Genomic DNA, 16,343 nt, shown 5'->3' with positions numbered 1-16,343 from the left:
ATGAATATTATATCAGTACCTCCATTTGCCCCAGTGTTGATGGAATCAACTAGGTCGATTGGTTACTCTATAGAAACTGCAATTGCAGATATAATTGATAATAGTATTGCTGCGAAAGCAACGAATATTGATATTGCCTTTTTTCCAATCAATCCGTATATATCTATTCTTGATGACGGACATGGAATGGATCAAGATAGTTTAATAAATGCGATGAGATACGGAAGCAAAAACCCAACGGCCACTAGAGGAACTAAAGACTTAGGAAGGTTCGGTCTCGGTTTAAAAACAGCTGCGCTTTCACAATGCAAAAAACTCACAGTTGTAACTAAAGTAGGTTCATCATTATTAGGAGCTCAATGGGATTTGGATCTGGTGATTAATACAGGAGAATGGTCACTAAAGCTATTAGACCTGGATGATGTGAGTGAATTACCTCAAGTTAGTCAGCTTATGTTACTTAAGGCTGGGACATTAGTTATAATGCAGGATCTAGATAGACTTATCTTGGGTGAGAAAAATATTGAATTAAGCATGGGCAAATATATGGACACTGTTAGAAACCATCTTTCTTTAGTGTTTCACAGGTATATCTCAGGTGAAAAAGGATTAAAGAAAATTAAAATATCTATTAATAATTTAAAGGTTGAAGCAAATGATCCATTTTTAGTAGAGAAAAGCAACCAGATCATGGAAGAGGAAGTCATTAATATTGAAGGAAAGAAAGTGACGGTAAGTCCATTTATACTACCTCATATCTCTAACCTCACACAATTAGAACTAGAACAACTCGGTGGAAAAGATGGATTGCGTAAGAAACAAGGTTTTTACATCTACAGAAACAAAAGGCTGCTTGTTTCAGGAACATGGTTTAATATGATGCGGCAAGACGAAATGTCAAAATTAGCACGAGTTCGTGTTGATATACCTAATTCCCTTGACTACCTATGGACGCTTGATATTAAGAAATCCATGGCTATTCCTCCCGAAGTTGTAAAAAAAAATTTATCAATTGTCATTGAAAGATTAGCTGATCGCAGCAAAAGGACATGGACATACCGTGGTAAAAAAGAAACTAACGATTCGAATATACATATGTGGAATAGAATAATTACTAGAGGTAAAGGAGTATTCTATGAGATTAATAGGGATCATTTACTCTTTGATGGACTTGAGAATTTAAATAAATCGGAGAAACAATCACTGAATCATTTAATAAGGCAAATAGAAACTAATCTACCGTTAAACCAGTTATATGTAGATCTGACAAATGACGAACAAATTACAAATACAGAAAACATTATGGATGCTGAGATCCTTAAAATGCTAAAACATATTTTAAGTGGATGTAAAGACAAAAGGGAAAAGAACGAAATGCTGGGCAGGCTTTCTATATCTGACCCTTTTAATCAACACCCAGAAGTAATAAAGAGATTAATGCAGGAGGTTAATTAATGAATCCCAATGTACAAACTCTAGATAAATTTATATGGGCAGCAATAAATACTAAATTTCCGGATACACCTCCAAATGAAGAGGATTTTATGTCAGAAGCTACGACATTGCGGAATACATTAAATCTTCTGTATCCAGTGTCAGATGATGAATTCGAAAATGTTGTTAAGAAATTAAAGTCATCATTAATGATTGCAATGGATGTCGGAGTATACATATCCGATGAACACAGCGATCACCAATCTTGGTTGCCAGGCCGTCGTGCAGAAACAGACTTTTATTATTGGCAACGTTATAGAAGATACCTTGAAGATTTAAAAGGTTGGAATACTAGAGTTACTTCAAACCTAGATATTGTGTCTAGTGAAATTGTAGATTTACTTGGAGATCCTAAAAACATAAATTCTTGGCAACGAAGAGGCTTAGTATTAGGAGATGTTCAATCAGGTAAAACAGCTAATTATACTGCTATTTGTAATAAAGCTGCAGATACCGGTTACAAGGTGATTATTGTGCTTGCAGGAACAATGGAAAATTTAAGAATGCAAACCCAGGAACGATTAGATAAAGAATTTGCTGGGCGTTTAAGTAAAGATTTATTAAAAATTAAAGGCAATCGAGAAGTGAAGAATGTGTTTGACGGAGTTGGGAAAATAGATTCAACTAAAAGAATTTCAGCATTTACAACTGTACTCTTTGACTTCAACTCTTCAATATTAAACAGTAATGACTTGACACTAAAGAACATAAATGAACCTGCATTATTTGTTGTAAAGAAGAATAAACAAATTCTCAAAAATTTAGAAAGTTGGCTTTGTTCCAACAATGCTGATCAAAATGGAATGATTGATTTACCTCTTTTGATTATTGATGATGAAGCAGATAGTGCATCTGTAAATACTAAAAAAGAAGATGAAAGTCCGACTGCCATAAATTCTGCTATACGTTCAATTCTAAAGAGATTTTATAGAGCCTCCTATCTTGGAATTACGGCTACACCGTTTGCTAATATATTTATTAATCCTGAAACATCCGAAGAAATGTTAGGCGATGATTTATTCCCTAGAGATTTTATATATGTATTATCACCTCCTACTAGTTACATTGGTGCAGATGCCTTATTCGGAGATGAACCTAAATATTATGGTAGTTTAATTAAAATTGAAACTGATGAAATAGAAGATTACTTACCATTTAAGCATAAGAAAAATCATGAAGTGGATTTATTACCTACAAGCCTTCATATTGCCATAGGGTACTTTATGCTAGTTAATGCAATACGAGATGTACGTAAGGATAATAATGAACATAGATCTATGCTAATAAATGTTAGTAGATTCACTGATGTGCAAGTCTCAGTTAAAGAAAATATTAATGTATGGATTGATCAAGTGAAATCTGACATAAGGAATTATGGAGGACTTGATGAAAGACAATGGGATAAAATTGGTTCAATTGTTTTCCTTAAGAATGTTTGGGATGAATATGAGCTCGAGAAGAAATGCGCTGTAAGCTGGATGTTGTTAATTAAGGAATATTTATATAAGGCTATATCACCTATCGAAGTTAGAGCAGTAAACCAGAAAACTGGAGCTGCAAGCCTGAATTATTACGCTTATAGAGACAATGGATTCAGAGTTATAGCAGTTGGAGGAAACAGTCTATCACGAGGACTAACCTTAGAAGGGCTATGCGTAAGTTATTTTTATCGTAACTCACAGATGTATGATACTTTACTTCAAATGGGGAGATGGTTTGGTTACAGACCAAACTACGATGATTTATTTAAAGTATGGATGGCGAAAGATGCCATAGACTGGTACGGCTATATAACATCTGCAGCAAATGAGCTGAAACTTGAAATAAGCAAGATGAATAAGTACAGACAAACGCCAAGAGATTTTGGTCTTAAAGTAAGACAAGATCCTAATTCATTACTGGTAACAGCAAGGAATAAAATGAGATCTGGAACAAGTGTGAGCCGGCCGATATCAGTTACAGGAAAAGTGTTGGAGACTCCAAGATTAAAATCTAAACCGGAGATTCTACATGCAAATGAAAAAGCTTTTAAGATGTTTTTAGCAAGTCTCGACGTTACAAGAGAAGTTAATTCTTCACCTAAAGGTTTTTTGTGGAGAGGTGTAAAAAAGGATTTAGTTGTAGAGTTACTTAGTAGCTTTGATACTCATCCATGGCATTTGGCATTTCAGGGTAAAGCTTTAGCCAGTTACATAGATAATAAATCAGAATTAAGTTCGTGGGATGTAATTTTACCTTCAGGTTCTAGTGATATTGAGCTTGATTTAGTTGATGCAATTGGCAACTTCTCAACGAAATTGCAACAACGCACAGTAGACGAATCAGACGGTATGTTAAGGATCTCGGGAACAAAAGTCAGGGTAGGTTCTGGCGGTTTAACTAGAGCAGGTTTGTCCCTAGACAGAATTAAGGAAATTGACAAGAATTTCAAGGCTAATAATCCTGACAAGAATGTTCCTGATAGTGAATATCTCTTAGAAGACAGAAATCCATTATTAATGTTACATATTATTGAAAGTAAAAAAGAAGGAAAGAACATTCCTGATATATTATACGCAATAGGCATTGGTATACCCGGTATTGGTAATGTGGAAACTGTGAATTATATGGTAAACGTTGTAGAGCTTAGGAATTGGATGGATATAGATGATGATGAGGACGACGATGATGGATACTGAAGAAATCAAAAAAAAGTGGGAAAGTATATCCGATAAATCAGGATATATTAGAGTTGATGCAACCCATAAAATGGAATGGTACTTGGGGTATCAAGACCCATATAACAAAAGTTTATTGTTAATAAGTAATAGACAACCTACAAATATTCGCTCATCTGAGTCAATTGAAGTAACATGTCGTTTAAGATTTGATAATAAATGGACAATACTATTCAATTTAACTAATCCAAAACATGAAGAAGTATATGAACTGTTATGTATAGATCTTATTGAATATTCACGCAATATTAATAGCAATCAAGATGGATTGGAAAAAGTCCTATATAGGTATAAACAATGGCTCAATCTATTAAAAGCAACTCCTTCTGGAATCATGGATGGGTCAAAACTAAAAGGGCTATTCGGTGAGTTGCTTTACCTTGATAAACAGATAAATAATATTAATGGGGCGCTGGAGTCTATTCAAGCTTGGATGGGTCCAGAAGGAGCTGACCAAGATTTTTTCTACTCTACTGGATGGGCAGAAGTTAAAGCAACAACAGTTAGCTCAAATCAGGTAAGTATATCTTCTATAGAACAGTTAGATAATCTACTGCCTGGTAAATTAATAGTTTATAGAATAGATGAAACTGCTCCAAACGCTAAAGATGCTCTTACAATCAACCATTTAGTCCAGAACATATTAAACAAGCTATGTTTAGACTCATCTGATACTTTTAAAGATAAGCTTCTCAAAGCAGGGTATGTATATAATCCAGGATATAATGCTATTTGGTACAAATTTAACAATATTCCTGATGAGTATGATGTCGTTAATGGTTTTCCAAAGATAACGAGAGCTAGTTTGCCTGTTCACATAACAGAAGCGAGTTATAAATTAGACCTTGCTTCGATTAAAGCATGGAAAGTTGTTCATTAGTTTATTTGGAGGTCATTATGGATATATCAACATTTCGACATGACTTTTTACAAGATATTAGGTCAACCGCTGCTACTTACGGTGACGGATCTTGTGCGGCTTTTGTGAATATATTTAGTAATTATTTAACCAATGCAGAAGTTATACCTGATTTTGAAGCATCATTTTATACTGGTACCGGATTGAGAAGAAGAAAGATAAGAGTTGATGGTTATTCTTATGATGAGCTTGATTTAACTATGAACCTTGTTGTTGCAGACTTCATTGGTGATGAGGCAGATAGGACTTTAACAAAAACAGAGGCAGAGAGTCTATTTGAATTACCATTGCGTTTTGTTGAAGAGTCACTAGGTAATAACCTTCAGTCAAAAATAGAAGTTAGTACATCAGCATCGGATTTAGTAGACATTCTTATAAATAATAAAGATAGGATTAGGAAATATAAAATCTTATTATATACTGACGGATTTATGAGCGGGAAAATTGAAAGCTTCTCTATAAAACAATTAGGGAATGCAAATGTTGAATTTCAAATTTGGGACATAGAGAGATTATATAATGTTGTTTTAGCAGATTTTGGTCGAGAAAGTATAGAAATAAATTTTAAAGAATTTGTTCCCAATGGATTACCTTGTTTAGAAACAGATGAGGTTGATAATGATCATTATAAGTCATTTCTCTCTGTAATTCCGGGGACAATTCTTGCTGACATTTATGACAATTTTGGTGCGCAGTTATTAGAAGGGAATGTTAGGTCTTTTCTAAGTACTAAAGTTTCAGTGAATAAAAAGATAAGGGAGACAATCCTCACATCACCAAAGATGTTTTTTGCGTTTAATAACGGAATCTCTGCGACGGCCAATGTAGTTGAAGTCGAGAGTAATACTTTCGGTAAATTTATTACTCGGGTATCTGATTTTCAAATTATTAACGGCGGCCAAACTACCGCTTCATTATCTAACGCCAGATATAAGGATAAAGCCAACTTAGATAATATTTCCGTTCAAATGAAATTAACAGCAATAAATACAGGTATAGATTCCACATATGACTTAATGCAAAAAATATCTAGATCTTCAAATAGTCAAAACAAGGTCAGTGATGCTGATTTCTTCTCCACCCATCCATACCATGTTAGAATGGAGCAGATATCAAGAAGGTTATATGCTCCTGCAGTGGGCGGAGCACAACATGATACCCATTGGTTTTATGAGCGAGCAAGAGGACAGTATCTCCAAGCTCAAATGCAAATGAGTAAGGGTGAACGTAACAAATTCTTATTGCAAAATCCTAAAGCGCAATTATTGAGCAAGACTGACTTGGCGAAAGCACGCAATTCTTGGCGTTGTCTACCACATACTGTTAGTAAAGGAGCGCAAACAAACTTTACTGAGTTCGCTAATAAGATTGACGCTGAATGGTCAGTATCCGAAGAATCGTTTAACGAAAAATATTTTCAAGACTCGGTTGCTTTATATATTTTGTTTAAACACACAGAAAGTCTTGTGACTAAACAGCCTTGGTACGATCAAGGTTATAGAGCCAATATAGTAACTTATTCAATAGCGTTATTGTCACATTTAATTCAAAGGAATTACCCTAAGTTGACATTAGACTTTAATTATATCTGGAATAAACAATCAATTAATGAAGTGCTCACAAAGCAACTTATTGTAATTACTAAGGAAGTATTTAATTCTATTACAAGTCCATCAAGAGGAATAGCTAACGTTACTCAATGGTGCAAACGTGATGCTTGCTGGAAGGCAATTAGTGATTTAGACGTTGAAATGCTTGATGAACTTGTAACTGTTTTAGTTGCTAAAGATGAACTTAAGTCTGAGATCAAGATAGCAAAAAAAGAGCAAAAGGTAATATCAGGGATTGAGGCGCAAATGAAGGTAGTAAATTTAGGCGCTGATTATTGGAAACAAATGAAGGAGTTTTTAAATAATAATAATATGAAATTATCAATTCTAGAGGGAGAGTCATTGAAAATAGCATGCCTAATTCCTTCTAAGTTGCCTAATCAAGTTCATAGTCAACAACTTGTTAATCTAATAGATAAAGCCAAGATAGAAGGTTGGACTGCATAAAAGGAGAAGGTTTAACAATGGCACTTATTCAAAAAGAAAAGATAATCCGTTTAGATAAAGAGAGAAATTCCATTCATTCAACAGTCAATTGTACGTACACTTCATTTGAACTGGAAGGTAAAAAGATATTTCAACTCGATACGTACGGATCATCAGATAGACAGCATCCCGAGAAAATAAGTCAATCATTGCAGATAGATCAGGAAGTTGCCAAGATGCTTATTGGATTGTTTATGAAGGAGTTATTTTAGAGGTTACCTTTCAAGATAGAGCTTAAATGTTCAACTATTGCAATTGAAAGAAGGTGGTTACTGAATCCTCAGGGATCATCTTCTTTGAATTTTAAATTGTAGAATTATTATAAATTATTAAAAAATTTTTACCCTTTCATAAATATGAATGTTTTGGTTTGCTTAATTTGAACCAAAAAAGGAAGTGGAAGGATTTAGTCGAATGCTTATTGGATAAAAAAGAAAACTGGTAATACGGGAGCTTAGACTAACATGAGACTACTATACTCAAACATCTTACCTCTACGAATGGAAGAAGGGCAACAAACATTTATTGATTATTTTAAAGAAGCAGCAACCAACTGTGACAGATTGGAGATTGCGGTTGGTTATGTTTCAAAAGCAGCTTTAATGGAATTGCAAAGTATTGTTGAAGATAATGGCATTAGCAATGTATGCCTAAACATTGGTATGTATTTTCTAGAAGGTATGCCAGAGGGTACCTATCATGCTGCTACATCGCTCAATGAAAAATGGATGGAGTCAGGTGTTGGTGAAGTAAGGATTGTGAAGGCTTTTAAATATCATGGTAAACTTTATACCTTTTACAAAGAGGGACACCCGAAAGCTGCAATAATTGGATCCAATAACTTAGGTGCAATTAAACTAGAGGCCTCGAACTTACGGCAATATGAGGTATCAACAGTTACTGAAATCCCAGATGAAATCGAAGAAGTAACAAAGATAATCAATAAATTAAAAGAGCAATATTGTTCTGCTAACATTGAAGAAGTTACAATTCCACTGGTGCGGGAAGTAAATAATGCACTGGTCGGCCAAGAATTCGTGACAAAAGTTACCTCAGATGAAGTAGGTGCTTACAAACGAAATATCTCCAATATCTCTTTTGAAATCCCTTTAAAGGTTCCAGCAAACCACGCCGACTTAAAGATGAGAGGTTCAAATATAAATGTATGTTATGCTAGTGGCCGCAAAAGAGTTTGGTGGGAAAGTGAAGTAGTGGTAGCTAAAGAAATTCGTACGTTACCTGGATATCCAGAGTATAAAACCCCTATCATGGCGGTTACTGACGATGGTTGGAAATTCAAAGTTTGGACATGTGGTGATAACAATAAAAACTTATACTCCAAAGATGATCTTAAAATAATGGGACGCTGGATTAAAGGGCGTCTTGTTGCCTCAGGAATTGTAGAACCAGTTAATGATGTTGTTGCTGATTCAACATTTAAAGGATTAATAACAGAGGAACTACTAGATAAGTACGGTAGAAAGAGTATTACATTAACAAAGACAAATGAAACAACTACTATGGAAGACGGTACGGTAATGGAAGTTTGGATGCTTTCATTTCTTCCAAGCAGTACGGAAACTGTTCAGGGGGAAAGAGTTTGAAATATTTAGATACTTATCTGGAGACTATTCAGCATAGAGGGAACCTGCTACTTGCTGAGTCCATAAAAGAAACCGTATATGATGTTGCACCTACATACCTGGAGAATTTTTCATTTACTGATCACAAAATAGGTCTATTATTTGGAAATGTCCAATCAGGAAAGACAGGTCAAATGTTTGGTATTATCTCCGCTGCATCAGATTTGGGATTTCCTGTATTTATTATTCTCACGACAGATAATGTTGCGCTCCAGCAACAGACCATAGATAGAGTTCGGGCAGACTTAAAAGGGTTTTGTGTCTGTGATGAATATGATTCAGAGGTATTTTCTCTTAATTCCTTAATGAAGCCTACAATAATTGTCCTGAAGAAGAATGCTAGAACATTGAAGCAGTGGACTAATATCTTGGCTTCAACTGGATTTATGAAAGGCAATCCACTTTTTATCATTGACGACGAAGCTGATGCAGCTTCTCTAAATACTTTGGTTAATAAAGATAAGAAATCCTCAATCAATAAATATTTGGATGAAATAAAAACTAAAGCTGCAAGCAGCATATATCTTCAGGTTACAGGGACACCTCAATCAATATTCCTACAAACAAAGGCTTCAGGATGGCACCCGTATTTTACCTACTATTTCCGTCCAGGCGTAGGATATTTCGGTGGTGATTATTTCTTTCCTAAAGAAGGCATTCCAGGCTGTATTGAATTCACTGACAATCTTGATAAGCCGATAGGGTCAGCAATTATTCATCATCTAGTAAACTCAGCTCAAATTTTAATCTCTGAGGGTAAGGTATGTAACTTCTTAATTCATCCAAGTGTCCGCACTGTTGTTCACAAAGAATATGAGAATAATGTACTTAAAGAGCTTAGGCATTGTAAAGAGAATGTTAATAATGCTGAGCTTATTCTAGAATTGCAAAAAGTATACAATAGCAAGCATCCTCAGAAATACAGACGTGCATCTTTTGATGAGGTACACACTAAGATTAAAGAGCTATTAAAGAACAACGAAATAAAAGTGCATGTAATGAACGGATCCTCCTATGTTTCAAGCGGAGATTATGAAATCGGATCAAATATTTTAATAGGCGGCAATACACTAGGAAGGGGCGTAACCTTCCCTGGATTACAAACAATACTATATACACGAACTGCAAAAAAACCACAAGCGGATACCATGTGGCAGCATAGTCGTATGTTCGGATATGATCGAGATGCTGGTTTAATGAGTGTTTTTATTGATGAAACTTTATACAAATTATTCTCTGATATAAATTCCACAAATAACTCGCTTATATCTCAAGTTGAACGCGGCCTAAGTGATATTAAAGTTTATTACCCTGAGGGCCTAGCCGCTACAAGAAAGAATGTACTTGATAATAAGAGAGTTGCTATTATCTCAGGTGGAACGAATTACTATCCATTCTCACCAGATAATAACACTATAGAGGAACTAGATAAGCTTTTTGCACGATTCGATGAAACGGTAGATTATTATCAAGTAAGCATGAAACTCATGATTCAAATATTAAATCACATTACTTCAGAAGAAGATTTTCGTGTAAATGCGTTTTCCTCCATTATTAACTCTATATTGGCAGAACAGCCTACATCTCAGGGAATACTCATTGTTCGCAGGAACAGAAATGTTGCAAAAGGAACCGGAGCACTTCTGTCACCAAATGATTGGAAAATAGGTGCCTCTATTCAAGACAAGGTAATAATGACTGTCTATAAAGTGACGGGGGACAAAGGATGGGATGGAAAGCAATTGTGGGTACCAAATATCAAATTACCTAGTAATATTGTTTACTATGATGTTAATGATGATATGGGTGATTAATATATAGATCATTAAGTGTATAATTAATAAGTGAACAAAACACGGATTATGTTCGTGTTTTGTTCGCATTTTGTTCTGGTAGAGAAGAAGATGAAGTGGTATAATAGCTTTAAAGTAAGGAGGAATAACTATGAAATTTAAAAAGGGCGAACTCTTTAACGGTCCTGGAGGATTTGCTTGGGGCGCAAAACAGGTGAAAGTTATTCATCCAGTGACAAATGAGGAATTTTCTATCGAGCATACTTGGTCGAATGATTATTGCGAGAGTGCTTGTGATACATATACGTATAATATATGTCCTGATCGTCCTGAAACCGTTCATCGAGGCGATGTGCGTAACTTGAATATTAATACACTTGAGAATATAGATGGATTTATATATGGGTTTCCTTGCAACGACTTTAGTCAGGTTGGTGAGAAGAAGGGATTTGATGGTACTTTTGGGCCGCTGTATTCTTACGGAATACAAGTAATGAACCATCATAATCCTCTGTGGTTTATTGCTGAGAATGTAGGCGGATTACAGAGTGCAAACGAAGGTAAAGCGTTTATAAAAATACTAACAGATATGTCCGAGGCTGGTAATTTTGGCGGTTATAGACTTACACCACATCTATATAATTTTGCTGATTATGGTGTTCCGCAATCACGTCAACGAATCTTAATTGTTGGAATACGCAGAGACTTAAACATGGAATTTAAAGTTCCTGCACCTACACATGGACCTGGAAGAGAGTTTTCATATAAAACTTCATTTGAAGCGTTAATGAATGACCCTATATTTAAAGATACACCTAATCATGATATGCCAGTTCATAACGCTAGAGTTATACAGTTCCTTAAGCATATCCCTGAAGGACAGAATGCATGGTACGAAGGAATTCCTGAAGAGATGCGATTGAAAGTGAAAGGTGCCAAAATGAGTCAGATCTACCGCAGATTAGACCGTAGTACTCCATCGTATACCGTAACAGGAAGCGGTGGTGGGGGCACTTCTATGTACCATTGGGAAGAACCAAGAGCTCTAACCAATCGCGAACGTGCACGACTTCAAACATTCCCTGACAATTTTCTTTTCAAGGGAACAAAAGAGAAAGTACGTCAACAAGTTGGAATGGCTGTTCCACCAGAGGGTGCTAAAATGGTCCTTGAGGCAATAATGAGAACCTTCGCGGGTATAGAATATGATTCTGTTGCTCCTAAATGGAATATAGATGACATGCTTAGAAAATCTCAATTAGAAGAACTCGTGCTTATATAAATATGATGCGTCATGCGTCCCTGAACATGTTCAGGGACTTTCTTTATATTGAACCTTAGTCATCCAATGGGGGAAAAACTTATGGATAACCTAAAGCCGGAACATCGCAGGAAAAATATGCAGAACATTCGATCTAAGGGAACTAAGTTAGAAGAACGCATATCAAAGACGCTTTGGAGACACGGTGTAAGGTTTAGAAAAAACAGCAAGAGCCTACCAGGTAGGCCTGACATATCAATTAAAAAGTATAAAATTGTAATTTTTTTGGATTCATGCTTTTTTCACGGTTGCCCCGAACATTATATAGCCCCTAAGACTAACCCAGAGTACTGGGTACCTAAGATAGAGCGAAACAGACGACGTGATCAGCAGATTAATGAAATTTATACAAACATGGGGTGGAAAGTAATGCGCTTCTGGGAACATGAAGTAAAACGGAATTTGGAAAGTGTAGTAGATATGATTGTAACGAGTATTAAAGAACGTAAAAGCTAAAAAATTATAATGAACCTTTAATAAGGATAGTTGTTGTACGTGATAAGTAACCACGCTAACACAAATATAAATATGATTACACAGATGAGCAAGTTAAAACATGACGATGATTTACCAGATAAGATCAACCATAACGCCCCAGCGCCATCGCTGCGGTCTCGGCCATGCGAACCTGCATGGCCTTATTTTTGACCACGCACACCCGCTTGCCTAGAAAGCGGACCTTGCTCAAGATGAATTCCATTTCATCCTTGGAGAACGTCAGCTTGATCGTGTAGGTATCTTGTTCCTCGTCGTATCGCACTTCCTTGTCAAAACAAGAAAAAGCATAGAGAATACGAGACAGCTCGACGTTATACTCGGGCACCACCTGAATCTCCGCCGATCGCTGGCGAGCCTCCGCCAAGGTCCCCAACTTCTCCTCATACTTCTCCGCCAGTTCTGCCGGAACCTCGACTGATTCCACATCTACGATGTTGCGCAGTTTGGTGGACATGAAGGAGTGGTTCTGGGTGTTGAGCCAATGCAGGTACCATTCGCGTTTGACCATGGAGTATTCGAGTTTACATGGATACCCGGGCAAACCTTGACGTACCGTGCCGTTCTTGAGGATGTAGGAGATCCGCACACCATCCTTGCTTACAATGATGCGTCGCAGCACGCGCAACAAGGGGCGGTACACTTGGCGTTGCACGTAGCCTGCTTTCTCCTGCAGGCCCAGGTACAGTTCATCGGCCTCGGATACTCCAGTGCCCGCCAATACCTCGCGCAACTTCGCCAACGTCGACGCCTCGAATGCATCCATTGCCGCGGGATGCGCAAGCATTGCACGCAACCACGTCCGCTCATGTGACGTGATGGTTACAGCCCCCGATCCCTCCATCCGCGACAGGATCTGATAGTTAAATATCTTCTCGAACGGATTCATAATACCCCTGCAACTCCTTCCATTCCGCAATAAACTCTTGCCGCAGCCTCGCGGGTTCCAGCACCTCACATGAAGACCCGAAGCTCCGCAGCCAAGGCTTGATCTCGGTCATCCCGTTCACGGTAATCTCATACACGAACGACGCCTCGTCCTCCTCGGTGATCACGCCCCACTGCCCCTGCATGAGCACACGCTCCTTCACGAAGTTCTTCTCCGACGGCCCGGGATGAAAGAACCGCGCACGAATCACCACCGGCGCAGTCGTATCCACCATCCAACTGAGGCGGAGTTTTTGTTCGACGACAGCGAGCTTTTGCCCATAAACGTCCTCATCCACCGCCTCGCCTTCCTCCAACTCCGTGAGCCCTTCCATCCGGAAGATCATCAGCCCCTGCCGCGCATTCATGCCCACCACATACCACCGCCCATACTGATGGTCATAGATCACTTTCATCGGAAGGACCCGTTCCGCGCGGCCTTTGCTCTGGCTTTCGAAGAGGGGATTGGTATTGCGGGAACCGTAACTGGTGCGGGACTTGGGGGAGTAATACACGAACTGAATCTCGCGACGCGCCTGAATGGCCGCCAACAACCGATACAGATGCGCTTCGTCCAGAAGGCGGGAGGGATAATGATACTTATAGGCAAAAGGGGGCTCCGAACCCACCGTCCGCTTCAAGCTATCCCGCAGGAGAAACCCTTGAACCGAAGGAATCTGCGTGTTCGCCATGACGTCCACGAAGTCGTACAGATCCGTGCGCTCCTCCTCGGACAAGTCCGCAAGCAGCCGCAGATCCAGCTGATATCGGTGGGGACGCCCGCCCGGCTCCCGGTATACCACGCCTACGTCCTCCAGATACTTGAGGTCGGAACGAATGGTCTTCTCGTCCGGCATCGGGAACGCCTCATCCACGCCCGCGCAACAAGCATCCAACAGCTCCATCGTCGTCATCGCCTGTCCGTTCAGCGTCTGTACGATGAGGGATAACCGATGGCTTTCCGACTCTTTCACGGACTTAGCCCGGAACAGCATCAACAAGATCGGATCCGGTGAGTTGTAATAATCGTTCCGCAGGGAATCGGCCAACTCCTCGTTGGCAGTCCCCGGTGCCCGTTTCCGGACGATGCGGACGATGTCTTTGAGGCGGCGGATGGTTTTGTCATAGGTATGTACGGAGATGCCCATGCGCTTCGCAAACTGTTGCCGGGTATACGCCCCGCCGGTCTGCGACATCACTCTCAGCAGTTGAATCTCTTTGTCAAAACTCTCTCTGGCCACGCGCCCTCGCCCCGTTTCATTGCATGTACATTCCATTGTAGCAGTCCCGTTCGCAGGTGGGAATAAAGAAAAACTTGAAGTGTCGTAATACTTTCGCCATGTTCGCGGGCCCGATTTCGGGTGATAATCAGGATATCCGACATGGCAACCTGCCGGTTGTACCTTGGGCAGGGAGTTCAGATGCTCCCGCAGTACTTGCGCCGGGTTGGCGCAGGTGTACTGTACACCGGTAAGGGGCCATGTCCCAAGGGGTTCAATTCCCCGCTCGCCTTTCAAGCGATCATGGTTGGAGCCCGTAAGGGCACTTAAAAAATTTAAGACCCGGAAGGGAATGCTCAGCCACACCTGCGGGTGAGGCAACCGGGGCTGAACTTAGCAGAAGGCGGATCCCGCGCGGGAGGGTGTGCGAAGCATTTTGGAGAACATTGGAGTGTTGGCAGGGATGAAGGCAGCGTTTGTGCCGGATGTTCGCTTCCATCGTCTTGGTTCCTTAAGCTCGCGCCCCGCCTGCACTTAAGCCGACTCCGTATTAGCGCCGGGAGCATTTCCAAGTACGGTCACACTTCATTATGTGTTGGGAGGAAGTACATATGTTTAATAAAGTGACGATTCAAGAGGACCAACGCGGTCTTTTGTTCCATAAAGGGAGTTATGCGCGCTATCTGTTGCCGGAGACGTACACGGTGTGGTCGGTTCTGGGGCAGACGGTTGCGGTGGTGGATGCGGCGAAGCCTTTGGCTGTCGAAGGGAAGGCTCTGAAGGGGTTTCTCGGGGATGCGGCGTTGTTGCAGGATGTGGACGTGGTGGATGTGGCGGACTCGGAGCTGGTGCTGCGGTATGAAGACGGGAAGTTCGCGGGCGTGTTGACCTCGGGGCAGTATGCGTTCTGGAACGTGATGCGGGCGAATCGATTCGTGCGTGTGGATCTGGGTGATCCGATGTTGTCCGATGAGGTGGATGCGGCGATTGTGCCGAAGTTGGCCGGGTATGTGCAGGGGCTAGAGGTGCAGGCGCACGAGACGGGGCTATTGTATTACAACCATGTGTTGCAGCGGGAATTGGGGCCGGGGAAGTATGTGTTCTGGCGCGGACCGGTGAAGGTGGAGGTGAGGACGACGGATTTGCGGCAGCAGCAATTGGATCTGTTGGGGCAGGAGATGATGACGGAGGACAAAATCACGCTTCGCCTAAACTTCGTCTGCCAATACCGTGTGACGGATGCACTGAAGGTGTTGCAGATTCGCTCGATGGAGGATCAGTTGTATGTGTTGTTGCAGTTGATTTTGCGCGAGTATGTGGGGACGATGAAGTTGGATGAATTGCTGCGGGTGAAGGAGGAGATTGCGGCTTTTGTCATGTCGCGGTTGGCGGAGAAGCAGGCGGGGTATGGGGTGGAGTTCGTTTCGGCTGGGGTGAAGGATATTATACTCCCTGGGGAAATCAAGGACATCTTGAATACCGTACTCTACGCGGAGAAGAAGGCCCAAGCCAACCTCATCACCCGCCGGGAAGAAACGGCCTCGACCCGCAGCCTGCTCAACACCGCGAAGCTGATGGACGAGAACCAGACGCTGTATCGGCTCAAGGAGCTGGAGTTTGTGGAGAAGATCTGTGAGAAGATCGGGCATATCTCGCTGACGGGCGGCGGGAACATGTTGGAGCAGATGAACGCGCTGTTTGGGAAGAAATAGTTTTAA

12 protein-coding genes are annotated in these 16,343 nt (G+C 40.1%); 10 read left to right on the top strand and 2 right to left on the bottom strand.

What is annotated here, in order from left to right:
- The 9 genes from SY83_RS01700 (at position 1) to SY83_RS01660 (ending at position 12,439) form a co-directional block, all read left to right on the top strand.
- On the top strand, positions 1-1,455 hold the full coding sequence (locus SY83_RS01700; RefSeq protein ID WP_068603657.1) for an ATP-binding protein: 1,455 nt from the start codon (positions 1-3) through the stop codon (positions 1,453-1,455).
- The gene (locus tag SY83_RS01695) at positions 1,455-4,172 is read left to right on the top strand and encodes a Z1 domain-containing protein (protein ID WP_068603654.1); all 2,718 of its coding nucleotides are present in this window, start codon (positions 1,455-1,457) and stop codon (positions 4,170-4,172) included. The genes SY83_RS01700 and SY83_RS01695 overlap by 1 nt, the downstream gene beginning before the upstream one ends.
- Positions 4,159-5,091 carry a PD-(D/E)XK motif protein gene (locus SY83_RS01690; RefSeq protein ID WP_197479936.1) on the top strand — a complete coding sequence of 311 codons (933 nt, stop codon included), beginning with the start codon at positions 4,159-4,161 and terminating at the stop codon, positions 5,089-5,091. The genes SY83_RS01695 and SY83_RS01690 overlap by 14 nt, the downstream gene beginning before the upstream one ends.
- Before the next feature lie 17 nt (positions 5,092-5,108).
- Positions 5,109-7,187 (top strand): AIPR family protein, encoded by a 2,079-nt coding sequence (locus SY83_RS01685; RefSeq protein WP_068603652.1) that lies wholly within the window; start codon positions 5,109-5,111, stop codon positions 7,185-7,187.
- 17 nt (positions 7,188-7,204) lie between these two features.
- Positions 7,205-7,438, top strand: a complete 234-nt coding sequence (locus tag SY83_RS01680) for a hypothetical protein (RefSeq protein ID WP_068603650.1) — start codon at positions 7,205-7,207, stop codon at positions 7,436-7,438.
- 288 nt (positions 7,439-7,726) lie between these two features.
- Positions 7,727-8,830 (top strand): restriction endonuclease PLD domain-containing protein, encoded by a 1,104-nt coding sequence (locus tag SY83_RS01675; protein WP_231891352.1) that lies wholly within the window; start codon positions 7,727-7,729, stop codon positions 8,828-8,830.
- Positions 8,827-10,683 (top strand): Z1 domain-containing protein, encoded by a 1,857-nt coding sequence (locus SY83_RS01670; protein ID WP_068603645.1) that lies wholly within the window; start codon positions 8,827-8,829, stop codon positions 10,681-10,683. The genes SY83_RS01675 and SY83_RS01670 overlap by 4 nt, the downstream gene beginning before the upstream one ends.
- A 130-nt stretch (positions 10,684-10,813) precedes the next feature.
- Entirely contained in the window at positions 10,814-11,944 is a 1,131-nt protein-coding gene (locus tag SY83_RS01665; RefSeq protein ID WP_068603643.1) for a DNA cytosine methyltransferase, read from the top strand.
- An 81-nt stretch (positions 11,945-12,025) separates the two neighbouring features.
- Positions 12,026-12,439, top strand: coding sequence for a very short patch repair endonuclease (locus SY83_RS01660; RefSeq protein WP_068603641.1), 414 nt, complete (start codon positions 12,026-12,028; stop codon positions 12,437-12,439).
- A 124-nt stretch (positions 12,440-12,563) separates the two neighbouring features.
- Here the strand turns inward: SY83_RS01660 and SY83_RS01655 are convergent, their stop codons facing one another.
- Both SY83_RS01655 and SY83_RS01650 read right to left on the bottom strand, forming a co-directional pair.
- Complete coding sequence (locus tag SY83_RS01655; protein ID WP_068603639.1) at positions 12,564-13,367, bottom strand: WYL domain-containing protein; 804 nt, start codon at positions 13,365-13,367, stop codon at positions 12,564-12,566.
- On the bottom strand, positions 13,342-14,646 hold the full coding sequence (locus tag SY83_RS01650; protein ID WP_068603637.1) for a helix-turn-helix transcriptional regulator: 1,305 nt from the start codon (positions 14,644-14,646) through the stop codon (positions 13,342-13,344). Before SY83_RS01650 ends, SY83_RS01655 begins: the two co-directional genes overlap by 26 nt.
- Before the next feature lie 590 nt (positions 14,647-15,236).
- Here SY83_RS01650 and SY83_RS01645 point away from each other — a divergent pair.
- Positions 15,237-16,337, top strand: a complete 1,101-nt coding sequence (locus tag SY83_RS01645; protein WP_068603635.1) for a slipin family protein — start codon at positions 15,237-15,239, stop codon at positions 16,335-16,337.
- Positions 16,338-16,343 lie beyond the last annotated feature (6 nt).

It is taken from the genome of Paenibacillus swuensis, from assembly GCF_001644605.1.
Lineage (GTDB): Bacteria > Bacillota > Bacilli > Paenibacillales > DY6 > Paenibacillus_N > Paenibacillus_N swuensis.
Note: the sequence above shows the minus strand (reverse complement) of the source record. Positions and strands in the feature narration are given on the sequence as shown.

What these genes read in the sequence shown, in the direction of transcription:
- SY83_RS01700 (WP_068603657.1), top strand. Translation starts at nt 1, where the DNA reads ATGAATATTATATCAGTACCTCCATTTGCCCCAGTGTTGATGGAATCA.
- SY83_RS01695 (WP_068603654.1), top strand. Translation starts at nt 1,455, where the DNA reads ATGAATCCCAATGTACAAACTCTAGATAAATTTATATGGGCAGCAATA.
- SY83_RS01690 (WP_197479936.1), top strand. Translation starts at nt 4,159, where the DNA reads ATGATGGATACTGAAGAAATCAAAAAAAAGTGGGAAAGTATATCCGAT.
- SY83_RS01685 (WP_068603652.1), top strand. Translation starts at nt 5,109, where the DNA reads ATGGATATATCAACATTTCGACATGACTTTTTACAAGATATTAGGTCA.
- SY83_RS01680 (WP_068603650.1), top strand. Translation starts at nt 7,205, where the DNA reads ATGGCACTTATTCAAAAAGAAAAGATAATCCGTTTAGATAAAGAGAGA.
- SY83_RS01675 (WP_231891352.1), top strand. Translation starts at nt 7,727, where the DNA reads ATGGAAGAAGGGCAACAAACATTTATTGATTATTTTAAAGAAGCAGCA.
- SY83_RS01665 (WP_068603643.1), top strand. Translation starts at nt 10,814, where the DNA reads ATGAAATTTAAAAAGGGCGAACTCTTTAACGGTCCTGGAGGATTTGCT.
- SY83_RS01660 (WP_068603641.1), top strand. Translation starts at nt 12,026, where the DNA reads ATGGATAACCTAAAGCCGGAACATCGCAGGAAAAATATGCAGAACATT.
- SY83_RS01655 (WP_068603639.1), bottom strand. Translation starts at nt 13,367, where the DNA reads ATGAATCCGTTCGAGAAGATATTTAACTATCAGATCCTGTCGCGGATG.
- SY83_RS01645 (WP_068603635.1), top strand. Translation starts at nt 15,237, where the DNA reads ATGTTTAATAAAGTGACGATTCAAGAGGACCAACGCGGTCTTTTGTTC.